This window comes from Aliihoeflea sp. PC F10.4, assembly GCF_054612275.1.
Genome location: NZ_JBTSWH010000001.1, coordinates 2,548,662 through 2,562,486 on the forward strand (window position 1 = coordinate 2,548,662; position 13,825 = coordinate 2,562,486).

At 62.0% G+C, this 13,825-nt stretch carries 11 protein-coding genes and 1 pseudogene; 5 read left to right on the forward strand and 7 right to left on the reverse strand.

The window, feature by feature from the left end; translation table 11 throughout:
• Positions 1 to 51 precede the first annotated feature (51 nt).
• Positions 52 to 1,695 (reverse strand): hypothetical protein, encoded by a 1,644-nt coding sequence (locus tag ACX82Z_RS12875; protein WP_459589324.1) that lies wholly within the window; start codon positions 1,693 to 1,695, stop codon positions 52 to 54.
• Between the two features lie 512 nt (positions 1,696 to 2,207).
• Here ACX82Z_RS12875 and ACX82Z_RS12880 point away from each other — a divergent pair.
• Both ACX82Z_RS12880 and ACX82Z_RS12885 read left to right on the forward strand, forming a co-directional pair.
• Positions 2,208 to 2,987, forward strand: a complete 780-nt coding sequence (locus tag ACX82Z_RS12880) for a helix-turn-helix transcriptional regulator (protein ID WP_459589326.1) — start codon at positions 2,208 to 2,210, stop codon at positions 2,985 to 2,987.
• A 4-nt stretch (positions 2,988 to 2,991) separates the two neighbouring features.
• Positions 2,992 to 3,480 (forward strand): hypothetical protein, encoded by a 489-nt coding sequence (locus ACX82Z_RS12885; protein ID WP_459589328.1) that lies wholly within the window; start codon positions 2,992 to 2,994, stop codon positions 3,478 to 3,480.
• 13 nt (positions 3,481 to 3,493) lie between these two features.
• Here ACX82Z_RS12885 and ACX82Z_RS12890 read toward each other — a convergent pair whose 3' ends face one another.
• Positions 3,494 to 4,099, reverse strand: coding sequence for a transglutaminase-like cysteine peptidase (locus ACX82Z_RS12890; protein WP_459589330.1), 606 nt, complete (start codon positions 4,097 to 4,099; stop codon positions 3,494 to 3,496).
• 159 nt (positions 4,100 to 4,258) lie between these two features.
• Here ACX82Z_RS12890 and ACX82Z_RS12895 point away from each other — a divergent pair, with 159 nt between their 5' ends.
• From ACX82Z_RS12895 to ACX82Z_RS12905, 3 genes are all read left to right on the forward strand, one after another.
• Positions 4,259 to 4,981 carry a hypothetical protein gene (locus ACX82Z_RS12895; protein WP_459589332.1) on the forward strand — a complete coding sequence of 241 codons (723 nt, stop codon included), beginning with the start codon at positions 4,259 to 4,261 and terminating at the stop codon, positions 4,979 to 4,981.
• Between the two features lie 93 nt (positions 4,982 to 5,074).
• Complete coding sequence (locus tag ACX82Z_RS12900) at positions 5,075 to 6,499, forward strand: protein adenylyltransferase SelO family protein (RefSeq protein WP_459589334.1); 1,425 nt, start codon at positions 5,075 to 5,077, stop codon at positions 6,497 to 6,499.
• Positions 6,500 to 6,636: 137 nt separating this feature from the next.
• On the forward strand, positions 6,637 to 6,852 hold the full coding sequence (locus ACX82Z_RS12905; protein WP_459589336.1) for a flagellar FlbD family protein: 216 nt from the start codon (positions 6,637 to 6,639) through the stop codon (positions 6,850 to 6,852).
• Between the two features lie 165 nt (positions 6,853 to 7,017).
• Here ACX82Z_RS12905 and scpA read toward each other — a convergent pair whose 3' ends face one another.
• The 5 genes and pseudogenes from scpA to ACX82Z_RS12930 form a co-directional block, all read right to left on the reverse strand.
• The gene (gene scpA, locus ACX82Z_RS12910) at positions 7,018 to 9,156 is read right to left on the reverse strand and encodes a methylmalonyl-CoA mutase (RefSeq protein ID WP_459589338.1); all 2,139 of its coding nucleotides are present in this window, start codon (positions 9,154 to 9,156) and stop codon (positions 7,018 to 7,020) included.
• Positions 9,157 to 9,324: 168 nt separating this feature from the next.
• Positions 9,325 to 9,618 (reverse strand): DUF2118 domain-containing protein, encoded by a 294-nt coding sequence (locus tag ACX82Z_RS12915; RefSeq protein ID WP_459911739.1) that lies wholly within the window; start codon positions 9,616 to 9,618, stop codon positions 9,325 to 9,327.
• Positions 9,613 to 11,328 (reverse strand): annotated as a pseudogene (locus tag ACX82Z_RS12920) (acetyl-CoA carboxylase biotin carboxylase subunit); the annotation flags it as partial. The gene ACX82Z_RS12915 and the pseudogene ACX82Z_RS12920, both read right to left, overlap by 6 nt.
• A complete protein-coding gene (gene yghU / locus ACX82Z_RS12925) occupies positions 11,328 to 12,242 on the reverse strand; it encodes a glutathione-dependent disulfide-bond oxidoreductase (RefSeq protein ID WP_459589340.1) in 915 nt (304 codons plus the stop codon). The pseudogene ACX82Z_RS12920 and the gene yghU, both read right to left, overlap by 1 nt.
• A 35-nt stretch (positions 12,243 to 12,277) precedes the next feature.
• Entirely contained in the window at positions 12,278 to 13,810 is a 1,533-nt protein-coding gene (locus ACX82Z_RS12930) for an acyl-CoA carboxylase subunit beta (RefSeq protein ID WP_459911741.1), read from the reverse strand.
• Between the last annotated feature and the right edge of the window lie 15 nt (positions 13,811 to 13,825).

The window sequence follows — 13,825 nt, forward strand, 5'->3', positions numbered from 1 at the left end:
TGTAGGTGGGACTGCGCGGCGATTGCCGCGCAGTCCGCTTGCAATATCGGATCAGGCGTCGCCGTCTTCGCCGATCGTGGTGTCGATCAGGTCGCCGCCGACCACCGTCATGTTGACGGCGTTCTGCTGGAGGTTTGCCCCCATGACGATGTCCTGATTGAAGGCATGCGTTTCGACGAAGGCGTCGGCCGTCGCGCTGCTCGTTCCGGTGACGAAACCGTCGTCACCGTTGTTCGAGCCCCAGATGCCGCCATCGCCGCCACCGCCGCCACCGCCGGTGTAAACGGCACCGCCGCCACCGCCGCCGCCGCCGTCGCCGCCGACAGCCCATCCGCCGACGGCCGCGCCGCCTTCGGGCTGAGCCCATGCGCCGCTCAATGCCGCTCCGCCGGTACCGCCCGTGGCGAGTGCGTCGCCACCGGCTGCATCGCCGCCGAAGGCCATGGTTGCCGCATCGCCGCCGAAGGCATCGCCCATGGCAGTGCTCGCGCCGCCTTCTGCGGTGCCCGAGCCGGAGCCATTCCCGGCACCCATTCCGACCGCCATGATGCCGCCGATCGAAGCATCGCCGGCATCGGTCGCCTGACCGCCGGTAGCAGTGCCGTTGCCCGTCGCGCCGCCTGCATTGCCCGTGGTGTTGTCACCACCTCCGGCATCGGCGTCCGATCCACCGAAGTTGAAGGGGTATCCGTTACCGCTCGAAGCGTCAGCGTCGGCATTGTCGGGATTGTTGATGTCCCCGGTTTCGCCACCCCAGGCGCTGGTGCTGTTGCCGGCACCCCCGCCGGCGTTCGATCCGCCCGTCAGATCGCTGGCAGCGGCAAGCGCTCCACCGAGCCCGAGACCGAGACCGAGGCCGAGGCCCATCGCCGTTCCGCCATCGCCCGAACGTGCAGCAGATGCCCTGCCGCCGTCCGCATCGCCACTGTCACCGTCGCCGGCATTGGCCTGGCCGCCATTGGCGCTCCCGCCATTGCCAGTGCCGCCTGCGGCAATGCTTGCCGCCACGGTGTCGCCGATATCGCCGCCATTGGTCTGACCGCCGACTGCAAAACCGCCCCAGCCACCATTGCCGCCGAGCGATGCACCGTCGCCTGCGCCACCGCCCGCACCGCCGGCATTGATGCCGTCGGCAGCAGAAGCCTCGCCGCCATCGGCGTCGATCCGCTGATCGAAACTGCCGGTGTTCTGGAGGTTGGCGCTTTCCAGCGTATCGTCATCGGAAATGTAGGCGTTCTGCGTCAGGATGTTGCCGACATTCGTGCCGTCGCCACCGAACGCACCGTTCAGCACATTGTCGATCTTGGTAGCGAAGAGGCCGTCGATATCGGCATTATCAATATCGACGAAATCATCGTCGGAAGGCTCGAAATCGTCCATGTCGAGACCGAGATCGACATCGACATTCACGTCGACATCGGTCGTGTTCTCGTTGACGTTCCGATTGAAATTGTCGTTGAAGTTCTCGTTCGAATTGTCATTTTCGCTGATGCTGACCGCGCCTGCGAACGCACCGGAGCCGGCAACGGAATCCGAGTTGGAGTCCGCTCCGGAATTCGCCGTGGAGGCGGCATCCGCATCTGAGTCCGCATCGGAGTCCGACGCCGTTCTGCCGTACTGGTACTGGCCCTGATGCTGATATTGGTCCTGATCCTGGTCTTGATCCTTGCCATAGTTCTTGGTTCTCGAACCCATGGTCCTGTCCTCACCTTTGGAGGCGCAAGGGCTTGACCGCCATACATCTAACTGGGGTCTTCACCGCGCGCCGGTTGTTGTTGAAGGCACTTTCGCTGTTGCGAGCGGTTCGTCGCAATTTCATCGAGTAAGCAAGAACGAAATCTCGATGTACGCATTACTGTTCACGACAACCAACGCGACGAAGTGTGCTTCGATGTGAGGCGGCGGGTAAGATAATTCATCGGTCTAGACCTTTCGGCCAGATGGCATCGACCGGACTAGACGGCCTTTCCGCATATTAGCGCGTCAGAATATTTTGACTGGAAACTATTCTTATATGGATGCCGATATAAAAGGATCGCGTATGACAATGACATGCGCTGGCAGTATCGGCTTATAGCTCTAACAGACTATTCCGAATTCTCTGGCCCTCGGTTACGATCCGTTAACTGAAAGACAACGCTGCAACATGCCGATGCCGAATGCGTCACGAGTAAAAACTCGTGCGTACGGGCGGGGGGAAATAGCAAATGTTAGGTGTCAGCAGTCAGCCGGCCTTCGCCGGCAAAACGGACGAAAACTTCACGCACGACCTTTCGAAACGCGATGGCCCGATCCTTTCTCCGGGGCGCGAGCGAACCCTGCTTTGCATATCTCCAACGGGTTTTTCCAGCGCGTTGACGGCGGCCATCGAATGCGAATTCCGCTTTCTGCGCGTCATCGTCGTCGCCGATTTCGGCGAGGCTTCGGCAACGCTGGTCGCCAATGTCGACCTCATCGTCGTCGACAGGACCATGGCCGGCGCGCTGGCCTATCACCACGAGGACCTCATTTCGTGGCACCGCAAGGCGTCGATCGCGATCCTGGCGGATATCGATCACCAAGTCGATACGCGGCTGACCGGGCTCGTCGAAAGGCAGATCGTTCAGGGCGTCCTTCCCATGAACATAAATCTGGATATTCTACTCTCGATCTTTCGTATATTGTTGAGTGGCGGCGAGTACGTGCCCTCTGCGCTTTTCAGATCGCAGGGCACCGGATCCGGGCAGGCAGCCCGTATGAGAAAGGACGGCGCGATGAGTGATTTGACCGCCCGCGAGTGGCAGATACTGGGACATGTCGCCAAGGGCAGCCAGAACAAAATCATCGCCAACGATCTCGGCCTCTCCGAGCATACGGTGAAGATTCACATTCACAACATCATCAACAAGCTCGGCGTACACAACCGCACCGAGGCGGCTGCGATCTATTTTGCAGGCAAGAAGGGCGGCGGCACGGACGGCAACGAACGCGACAGGCCGCTTAGCTGACGCCATGAGCGCCAATCGGCTGAAGGACATCCTTCTTCTCGTCGGCCAGCTCAACTATACGTGGACAAATACCGAAAGCCTCCTGATCCACCTCATCGCGGGACTTGCGCGCGTGGACAAGGAGACGGCGATCATCATCTTCCTGACGCTGAACACGACGCGCGCGCGCACCGATCTCGTTGAGCGGCTGGCCAAGATGCAATCGACGCTGCCGGACTGCCGGCGCGACGTGCTCGAAGCCACGCGTCGCCTTTCAGCAGAAGCGAAGCTTCGCAACAAGTACAATCACTGCATCTATTCATTCGACGAGGAAGGCGCGCCGGCCATGACGCAGATCATGCGCATCGTCGACGGCAAGGACGAGGTGCGCTACGGCAAGGCCGAACTGCTCGACGATGCCGAACTGCAACGCATTTCGGGCAGCATCGCGTCCCTCGCCTCGATCAATCGCGACATCTGGCAACTGACCGAGCGCTACGGCTTTCCCACATAGCGGCTCTTGCCCGTCACGCACCGACCGATGCGATGCGCTCCCATTTTCCATGAGCGGACTGGGACTGCCTTGCGAAGAATTTATAGGAAACGTCCGTCCAGGGCCGCAGGGCGTTGGTCCTGTTGTCGAGGATGAAGTCCCCGCGATCGGTCAGCGCCGTCAAAACCACATGCCCCTGCCCGCCAGCCGTCACGACCGTGAGCAAGAGCGTCGATGCCGGCCAGCCACGCTTCATCAGTTCTTTCTTCTTCAGGATCGCGAAATCCTCGCAGTCTCCCGCAGATGACGGCACGCTCCACACGTCCTCGACGCCATGCTGCTGCTGGTCGCTGACCTCGCGAACCTTGCTATTGACGGCAAGGTTGACCTCGTTCAGCTCAGCGGCACGCCTGTCAGTCATCGCCATTTTCTTTTGCGATCCTGTCGACGCGCAAAGATCGGCCTGCGCTTCGCAAAACGCATAAAAGGCCGGCGGCGCAAAGGCGGGGCCGCTCATGCTCATCAATTGCGGCTCCCCCGTCAGGGCAAGAGGACCGATGGCGGCAGTCGACTGGATGGGGGTCTGGGAACACGCGGCTGCGGCGAACGCGACGCAGACCACGATTAGCACTTTCAGCATGACGACGAATCTCCGATGCCAATCGTACTATTTAGCTCGCAATCTCTAATCAATAGTTAAAAAGTCCGGGTTCACAGGTTTAAACATAATGCCATACTTGGATTGACTTGGGGGCAAAGTAACGGTCAGCCCCGCGTTCCCGGTAAAGGGAGGGGTACAATGTTACGTCGTAAAATTACACTCGCCAGTCAGTCTTTCCTGATCGGATCGACGTTGGTAATCGCCGGTTCCGGCGCGCTGCATGCGCAGGAGCGGCGTCCGATCCTCAGCGCGGCGACGTGCCAGCCGCTGACGGAGCAGAATTACGTTTTGTGCTGCATCGCTGCAAATCGCGATTCGTTACTGACGCGAGCGGAACGCGAGCAGTGCCCACCGCTCACCACGGCACTCATCCGCTCCGTGATGACCCATGAAGGCGCAGGCCGCGACGTCAGCGCTGGAGGTGGCGGCAATGATGGCGGAAGCGGCAATGGTGGTGGTTCTGGCGGCGGTGGTTCCGGCGGCGGCGGCAATGGCGGTGGTGGCAATGGCGGCGGCGGCAATGGCGGCGGCGGTAACGGTGGCGGCAACGGAGGTAACGGTGGTGGCTCCGGTGGGGGTGGCGGTGGTTCCGGTGGTGGTTCCGGCGGCGGTGGCTCTGGCGGTGCAGGTGGCGGCTCCGGCGGTGGCGGAGGCGGGTCCGGCGGCGGCTCGGGTAGCGGCGGCGGCTCCGGCGGCACAGGCGGCGGCTCCGGTGGTGGCGGAAGCGGATCGGGCGGAGGCTCGGGCAGCGGCGGCGGCTCTGGCGGCGCAGGCGGCGGCTCCGGTGGTGGTGCTGGCGGAGGCGGCGGTGGCGCCGGTGGTGGATCAGGCGGCGGCGGTGCAGGCGGCGCAGGCGGCTGATCGAATGCACTGACCCGGTCGAATTTGCGGATCAGACATGCAACATTGGGCGGCTGAAGCCGCCCATTGTTGCATTCGCATGTTCGGAACCTGATGCCGTATTCATCCAGCTATCACGCGTCGAAGGCCCACGCTCTCCTCGGGTCGGAATTCTTCGATCTTGTCGATGCCGCAAATTTTCCTGCCCACATCCTGCGGTATCGCAACCACTCGGCGGCGGCGTCCGTGGGGCTGGACACGCTCGGCGACGAGGAATGGATCGACCATTTCGGGCGCTTCCGGCCGTTGCCCGACAGCTTTTCCGCACCGCTTGCCCTGCGCTATCACGGACACCAGTTCCGCTCGTACAATCCCGACCTTGGAGACGGGCGCGGCTTTCTCTGCGCGCAACTGTTCGACGATCGCGGCCGTCTTCTCGATCTCGGCACAAAGGGTTCGGGAACGACGCCATGGTCGCGAAGCGGCGACGGACGGCTGACGCTGAAAGGCGGTGTTCGCGAGGTTCTGGCGACCGAGATGCTCGAAGCGCTCGGCGTCTACACCTCCAAGACCTTCAGCCTGATCGAAACCGGCGAGGAACTCGTGCGCGGCGACGAGCCCTCGCCCACGCGCTCGGCGGTTCTGGTGCGGCTCAGCCATTCGCACATCCGGATCGGCACCTTCCAGCGGCTGCGGTTCCTGGACAAGACGAGCGATATCGAGCGGCTGATCGATCATTCGATCCGGCACTATCTGCCGGAGGTTACGGAGAGCACCGAGCCGGCACGTTCGCTCGCCTTCCTCGATGCCGTCAGCCGACGCCTCGCCAAGACCACCGCCGCCTGGATGCTTGCGGGATTCGTCCATGGCGTCCTCAACACCGATAACATCAACATCACCGGCGAGAGCTTCGATTACGGCCCGTGGCGCTTTCTGCCGACGCTCGATCCGGCCTTCACCGCTGCCTATTTCGACCAGACTGGCCTTTACGCGTTCGGACGCCAGCCCGACACGATGTTCTGGAACCTGACGCGGCTTGCCGAATGCCTTCTCGACTTCGCGCCGCAACCCGAACTCGAAACCATCTTGCGCGCATTTCCCGCACTGGTGCAGGAAGAATTCAAAACCGCGCTGCTGCGCAGGCTGGGCGTGGAAAGCAGCGATTTGGAAGCCGACAACACGCTGGTTGCAGCCGCATGGCGTTTCCTGGCAGTCAGCGAAATGCCGTTCGAGCGCTTTTTCTTCGACTGGTTCGGCGGACCGGCCAGCGGACGAGCGACACCCTCGGGGCCGCATTATGCAGGCGAAGCCTTCGATGCTTTTCTTGCGGCGATCGCCCGTCACGCGCCGCGCGCAGACATTGATTTCACCCATGACTATTTCAGCCGCGAAGACCCGACAACGATGCTTTACGACGATGTCGAGGCTATCTGGGCGCCCATCGCTGAGCGGGACGGCTGGTCGATGTTCAACGACAAGATCACCGCCATCCGTGAAATGGGCGCTGCGCTGAAGCTGCGGCCCGCCGCGTTTCCATAACGGTCTCGCGTCTCATTATGGAAAACCGGATTGCGGAACGGCGGTCCGCATCGGCGATCCGTGCCATATCGAAACAGAATCTGCCGCGAATCGCTGGCACAGGCCTTGCTCCTCCTATTGCAACGAGGAGAACGGCCATGTGGATACAATTGACGGATGCAAACGGTCAGCCGCTTGCCTTGAACACCGAGCATGTCGTGACGGTTCAGGCCTATGGCGAGCGCACCAAGATCACGCATGTCGGCGGTCAGTCGGTCGTTGCGGAAAGCGTTGCGCTGGTGCTCACCGCGCTTGGCCTTTTGCCACTGGAACAAACCGCAGAACACGAACAGTGCCACAAGCTGCATTCCTAGGCGGACGTCAGCGCTGAGGCATGGGTTCTCGGGTCAAGCCCGGGAGGCGAATTTGAGGATCGACGCCGAACACGTTGTCTGTATCGGAACGAACCTTTTCCATTCGTCATTCTCGGGCTTGACCCGAGAATCCACGCCTCGACATTCGCCCGCACTCGATAGCAATCACTCGTTGCGGCGTTTGCCTTCGAGCAGATCAAGCACGGCGCGGGCCGCATCGAGCACATTGGTGCCCGGACCGAATACCGCCGATACGCCGTTGTCGAGCAGGAACTGATAATCCTGGCGCGGCACGACCCCGCCGACGACGACAATGACGTTTTCCGCTCCACGCGCCTTCAGCGCTTCGACGAGTTGCGGCGCGAGCGTTTTGTGGCCGGCGGCGAGCGACGACATGCCAACGACATGCACCTTCGATTTCATCGCCAGTTCGGCCGCCTCGTCCGGCGTCTGGAACAGCGGACCTGCGACGACCTCGAAGCCGATATCGCCGAAGGCCGATGCGATGATCTTCGCCCCGCGGTCGTGCCCGTCCTGCCCGAGCTTGGCGACCAGCAGCTTCGGGCTCTCCCCCAGAACCTTCGCGAATTCGTCCAGCCGCTCGACGAGATTCTCGTATTCCGGCTCGCCCTCATAGGCCGGGCCATAGACCTTGCTGACGACCGTCGGAATGGCCGAATGATCGCCGAATGCCTCGCGCAGCGCGTCCGAGATTTCACCGAGCGTGGCCCGCGCCCGCGCCGCATCCACGGCCGCTTCCAAAATGTTGCCCTTGCCGGTCTTGGCGACTTCGCGCAACGCGGCAATCGTTTCTTCCCACTTTTGCGGATCGCGCTGGCGTCGCGTCTTTTCGATACGTGCGATCTGCGACAGGCGCACCGCCTTGTTATCGATGTCGAGAATGTCGAGTTCGTCCTCGTTTTCGAGGCGATATTTGTTGACGCCGACGATCACCTCGTCGCCCCGATCGACCGCTGCCTGACGGCGGGTCGCCGCCTCCTCGATGAGGCGCTTGGGCAAGCCGTCATTGACGGCTTTCGTCATGCCGCCCATCGATTCCACTTCCTCGATGAGCGCCCAGGCTTTTTCCGCCAGATCGTTCGTCAGGCTCTCTACATAATAGGAGCCGGCCAGCGGATCGACGACTTTCGTCACGCCCGTTTCGTGCTGAAGGATCAATTGCGTGTTGCGGGCGATGCGGGCGGAAAATTCGGTCGGCAGCGCAATCGCCTCGTCGAGCGCGTTGGTGTGCAGCGACTGAGTGCCGCCCAGCGCGGCCGACATCGCCTCATAGGCGGTGCGAATGACGTTGTTGTAAGGGTCCTGCTCCTGCAGGGACACGCCGGATGTCTGGCAATGGGTACGCAGCATCAGCGACGACGCCTTTTTCGGCTCGAACTCCTCCATGATGCGCGACCACAGGAGCCGCGCCGCGCGCAGCTTCGCCGCTTCCATGAAGAAATTCATGCCGATGGCGAAGAAGAACGAAAGCCGCCCCGCGAAGGCGTCGACATCGAGACCCTTCTTCAGCGCGGCGCGCACATATTCGCGCCCGTCGGCCAGCGTGAAGGCCAGTTCCTGCACCAAAGTCGCGCCTGCCTCCTGCATGTGATAGCCGGAAATCGAAATCGAATTGAACTTCGGCATTTCCTTCGCCGTGTATTCGATGATGTCCGCGATGATCCGCATCGAGGGTTCGGGCGGATAGATATAGGTGTTACGGACCATGAACTCCTTGAGGATGTCGTTCTGGATGGTCCCCGACAGTTGCGCGCGCGGGACGCCCTGTTCCTCGCCGGTCACGATGAAATTCGCGAGGATCGGGATCACCGCGCCATTCATGGTCATCGACACGGAAATCTCGCCGAGCGGGATGCCGTCGAAGAGGATCTTCATGTCCTCGACCGAGTCGATCGCCACGCCAGCCTTGCCGACATCGCCCTCGACGCGTGGGTGGTCCGAATCGTAGCCGCGATGCGTCGCCAGATCGAAGGCGACGGAAACGCCCTGCTGGCCTGCGGCCAGCGCCTTGCGATAGAAAGCGTTGGATGCTTCGGCCGTCGAGAAACCGGCATATTGGCGGATGGTCCATGGCCGTCCGGCATACATCGTGGCGCGCGGGCCGCGCAGGAACGGCTTTTGTCCCGGCAGTGAATCCAGATGATCGATGCCCGCCAGATCGTCGGCGGTATAGACCGGCTTGACCGCAATGCCTTCGGGCGTGTTCCAGACGAGCGTTTCGGGGTCGCGCTTGACCTCCTTTTCCGCCGCCGCGCGCCATTGATCGAGCTTCGGGTTGGTCATTTTTTGCACTTTCGTCATCACACCCCTCACCCGTCTTGCCGCTCCGCGGCAATCCACCCTCTCCCACAAGAGGATAGGGACGGACGCGGAAACACCACCTCTCCTTCTCCCCCTGTGGGAGAAGGTGGCCGAGGCGTCAGCCGAGGTCGGATGAGGGGTAAGCCCAACTCACTCGAACTCCAGGATCATCTCGTCGACGGCGAGGCTCGCGCCTGCCTCGACCGCCACACGCTTGACGATGCCGCGCCGTTCGGCGCGCAGGACGTTTTCCATCTTCATCGCCTCGACGGTGGCGAGCGCCTGTCCGTCCTGCACCTCGTCGCCTTCCTTGACAGAAATGGTCGTGATAACGCCCGGCATCGGGCACAAAAGCATCTTCGACGTATCCGGCGGCAGCTTTTCGGGCATCAGGCGCGCGAGTTCGGCAACGCGCGGCGTCCTGACATGCGCCTTCAAATCCATGCCGCGCCAGCGCAGCCGCCAGCCGGAATTGACGCGCTCGACCTTCACGCCGACCGGCTCGCCATCGACCGCGAAGCGCGCATGCGTACGGCCCGGCAGCCAGTCCGAGGCGACGGACAACGCCTTTTCCTCGCCAAAGGACACCAGCACCTTGCCACCTTCCTCGCGCATGATGGTCGCAAGGCTCTGGTCGCCGAAGGTGACGACCCATTCGCGGCCGACCGCGCGGCGATGATTGTCCATTCCGCCCGAGATCAGCACGTCGCGCCTCTGACTGCGAAGGTTCACGAAAGCCGCAACCGCCGCGAGAACCCGCCCCGCTTTCGCATCGGGTGCCACGCCCTCGAAGCCTTCCGGCCACTCCTCCGCGATGAACGCCGTCGTCAGACGCCCGTCGCGAAACCGCTCATGCTCCATCACCGCCGAAAGGAACGGCAGATTGTGGCCGATGCCTTCGACTTCGAAATCATCGAGCGCCGCGCTCATCGCGTCGATAGCCGTGAGACGGTCCTGTGCCCATGTGCACAGCTTGGCGATCATCGGGTCGTAATACATCGAGATTTCGCCGCCCTCGAAGACGCCGGTGTCGTTGCGGATCACCGTGCCGTTTTCGGATTTGCCCTCGGCGGGCGGGCGATAGCGCGTCAGACGGCCGATCGACGGCAGGAAGTTGCGGAACGGGTCTTCGGCATAGAGCCGGCTTTCGATCGCCCAGCCGTTCAGCTTGACGTCGTCTTGCGCGATGTCGAGTTTTTCGCCTGCCGCAACGCGGATCATCTGCTCGACGAGATCGATCCCGGTGATCAGTTCCGTCACCGGATGCTCGACCTGAAGGCGCGTGTTCATTTCGAGGAAGTAAAAATTCTTCTCGCCATCAACGATGAACTCGACCGTTCCGGCCGAGAAATAGCCGACCGCCTTTGCCAGCGCGACCGACTGCTCGCCCATCGCCTTACGCGTTTCCGCGTCGAGGAACGGCGACGGCGCTTCCTCGATGACCTTCTGGTTGCGCCGCTGGATCGAGCATTCGCGCTCACCCAGATAAATGACGTTGCCGTGCTGGTCGCCAAGCACCTGAATTTCGATGTGACGCGGCTGCGTGACGAACTTCTCGATAAAGATTCGGTCGTCGCCGAACGCGTTCTTTGCCTCGTTTTTCGACGACTGGAAGCCCTCGCGCGCCTCCGCGTCGTTCCAGGCAATGCGCATTCCCTTGCCGCCACCGCCGGCCGACGCCTTGATCATCACCGGATAGCCGATGGATGATGCGATGCGGACGGCTTCGTCCGCATCCTCGATCAACCCCATGTGACCCGGCACCGTCGAGACACCTGCCTCGGCGGCGAGCTTCTTGGACGTGATCTTGTCGCCCATCGCCTCGATGGCTTTGACCGGCGGACCGATGAAGGCGACGCCTTCCTTCTCAAGCGCCTCGGCGAATTTCGGGTTTTCCGACAGGAACCCGTAGCCCGGATGAACGGCATCCGCGCCGGTCTGCCTTATCGCGTCGATGATCTTGTCGATCACGATATAGGACTGGTTCGACGGCGCGGGGCCGATATGAACCGCCTCATCGGCCATTTTCACATGCAGCGCCTCGCGGTCCGCATCCGAATAGACAGCGACGGTCGCGATGCCGAGCCTTTTGGCCGTCTTGATCACCCGGCACGCGATCTCGCCGCGATTGGCGATGAGGATTTTCCTGAACATCATTGCCCCGAAATCTTGTCCTGCGTTTTTGTGTCGAAGTCCGAGGCGTCGTGCCGTTCGTGAAGCTGCTTTGCAGGATCGCCGAAGGTGCGGTTGACCATCGAGCCGCGCTGCGCGCCGGGACGTTCACCAACCTTTTTCATCCAGCGCTGGACGTTGGTGTAGTCGTCGACCGACAGGAAGTCGCCGGCGTCGTCATAAGCGCCCTTCGCAGCCAGGCGCCCATACCAGGGCCAGATCGCCATATCCGCGATCGTATATTCGCTGCCGGCCATGTATTCGTTTTCGGCAAGATGCCGGTCGAGCACATCCATCTGGCGCTTCACCTCCATCGCATAGCGGTCGATCGCGTATTCGATCTTCATCGGCGCATAGGCGTAGAAATGGCCGAAGCCGCCGCCGAGAAACGGCGCGGACCCCATCTGCCAGAATAGCCAGTTCATGGCCTCTGTTCGTGCACGTATCTCCGTCGGCAGGAACGCGCCGAATTTTTCGGCCAGATAGACGAGGATCGAGCCGGATTCGAACACCCGCAACGGCGCACCGCCGCCCTTGGGCGCGTGGTCGGCGAGAGCCGGAATCTTGGAGTTCGGATTGACGCCGACGAAGCCCGAGCCGAACTGGTCGCCATCGCCGATCTTGATCAGCCAGGCGTCGTATTCCGCGCCTGAATGGCCGGCAGCCAGCAATTCCTCCAGCATGATCGTCACCTTGACGCCGTTCGGCGTGCCAAGCGAATACAACTGAAGCGGATGCTTGCCGACCGGCAGTTCCTTGTCATGCGTCGGTCCGGCGATCGGCCGGTTGATGGACGAAAACGCGCCGCCGCTCTGCTGCTCCCATGTCCACACTTTCGGCGGCACATATCCGGCGGGCAGGTTCTTTTCGGGCGGGAATTTGGTGGTGTCGGTCATGATGTCCTCGATGCGAAGAAAATTGGCGGAACCCACTATAAAGGCATCGTGTCGTGCTTCTTCCAGGGTTGTTCCTGTTTCTTCGTGCGCAGCATGGCAAAGGCCCGCGCGATTCGCCGGCGCGAGGAATGCGGCATGATCACCTCGTCGATGAAGCCGCGTTCGGCCGCCTTGAATGGGTTGGCGAAGTTTTCCTCGTATTCGGCCGTGCGCGCCGCGATCTTTTCAGCATCGCCAAGTTCGGAACGATAGAGGATCTCCGTCGCGCCCTTCGCGCCCATCACCGCGATTTCGGCGGTCGGCCAGGCGTAGTTCACGTCCGCGCCGATATGCTTCGAGGCCATCACGTCATAAGCGCCGCCATAGGCCTTGCGCGTGATGAGCGTAACCATCGGCACGGTCGCCTGCGAATAGGCGAACAGGAGCTTCGCGCCGTGCTTGATAACGCCGCCAAACTCCTGGCTCGTGCCCGGCAGGAAGCCCGGCACGTCGACCAGCGTCAGAAGCGGAATGTTGAACGCGTCGCAAAAGCGTACGAAACGCGCGGCCTTGCGGCTTGAATCGATATCGAGACAGCCTGCCAGCACCATCGGCTGGTTGGCGACGACGCCCACCGTCTGCCCTTCGATGCGCAGGAAGCCGGTGATGATGTTCTTGGCGTAGGCTTCCTGAATCTCGAAGAAATCGCCCTCGTCGCCAAGCGCGAAGATCAGTTCCTTCATGTCATAGGGCTTGTTCGCGCTGTCAGGGATCAGCGTGTCGAGCCTGTCCTCCAATCGTGATGGATCGTCATGAAACGGGCGAACCGGCGGCTTTTCGCGATTGTTGAGCGGCAGGAAATCGAACAACCGGCGCACTTCCTCCAGCGCGATCACGTCGTTGTCGAATGCCCCGTCTGCGACGGAGGATTTTTGCGTGTGGGTGCGCGCGCCGCCCAATTCCTCGGCGGTCACGATCTCGTTCGTCACCGTCTTCACCACGTCCGGGCCGGTCACGAACATGTAGGACGAGTCGCGCACCATGAAGATGAAATCGGTCATCGCGGGCGAATAGACAGCGCCGCCCGCGCACGGCCCCATGATGACCGAAATCTGCGGCACGACGCCCGACGCGTCCGCGTTTCGCTTGAAGACGTCGGCATAGCCGCCGAGCGAGGCGACGCCTTCCTGAATGCGCGCGCCGCCGCTGTCGTTCAGTCCGATGACCGGCGCGCCATTGCGCACCGCCATATCCATGATCTTGCAGATTTTCTGCGCATGAGTTTCGGACAGCGAGCCGCCCAGAACGGTGAAGTCCTGCGAAAAGACATAGACCAGCCGGCCGTTGATTGTGCCCCAACCAGTGACGACGCCGTCGCCGGGGTATTTCTGGTTCGCCATGCCAAAATCGGTCGTGCGGTGAACGACATACATGTCGTATTCCTCGAACGATCCCTCGTCGAGCAGCACCTCGACGCGCTCGCGTGCGGTCAGCTTGCCCTTGGCGTGCTGCGCGTCGATGCGCTTTTCACCGCCGCCGAGCCGTGCCTGCGCACGTCGCTCCTCAAGTTGTTCCAGCACGGCGCGCATCAGCGGGTGTTCCTC

Coding starts and splice junctions, on each gene's coding strand:
- ACX82Z_RS12875 (WP_459589324.1), bottom strand. CDS start 1,695: ATGGGTTCGAGAACCAAGAACTATGGCAAGGATCAAGACCAGGATCAG.
- ACX82Z_RS12880 (WP_459589326.1), top strand. CDS start 2,208: ATGTTAGGTGTCAGCAGTCAGCCGGCCTTCGCCGGCAAAACGGACGAA.
- ACX82Z_RS12885 (WP_459589328.1), top strand. CDS start 2,992: ATGAGCGCCAATCGGCTGAAGGACATCCTTCTTCTCGTCGGCCAGCTC.
- ACX82Z_RS12890 (WP_459589330.1), bottom strand. CDS start 4,099: ATGCTGAAAGTGCTAATCGTGGTCTGCGTCGCGTTCGCCGCAGCCGCG.
- ACX82Z_RS12895 (WP_459589332.1), top strand. CDS start 4,259: ATGTTACGTCGTAAAATTACACTCGCCAGTCAGTCTTTCCTGATCGGA.
- ACX82Z_RS12900 (WP_459589334.1), top strand. CDS start 5,075: ATGCCGTATTCATCCAGCTATCACGCGTCGAAGGCCCACGCTCTCCTC.
- ACX82Z_RS12905 (WP_459589336.1), top strand. CDS start 6,637: ATGTGGATACAATTGACGGATGCAAACGGTCAGCCGCTTGCCTTGAAC.
- scpA (WP_459589338.1), bottom strand. CDS start 9,156: ATGACCAACCCGAAGCTCGATCAATGGCGCGCGGCGGCGGAAAAGGAG.
- ACX82Z_RS12915 (WP_459911739.1), bottom strand. CDS start 9,618: ATGGATTTGAAGGCGCATGTCAGGACGCCGCGCGTTGCCGAACTCGCG.
- yghU (WP_459589340.1), bottom strand. CDS start 12,242: ATGACCGACACCACCAAATTCCCGCCCGAAAAGAACCTGCCCGCCGGA.
- ACX82Z_RS12930 (WP_459911741.1), bottom strand. CDS start 13,810: ATGCGCGCCGTGCTGGAACAACTTGAGGAGCGACGTGCGCAGGCACGG.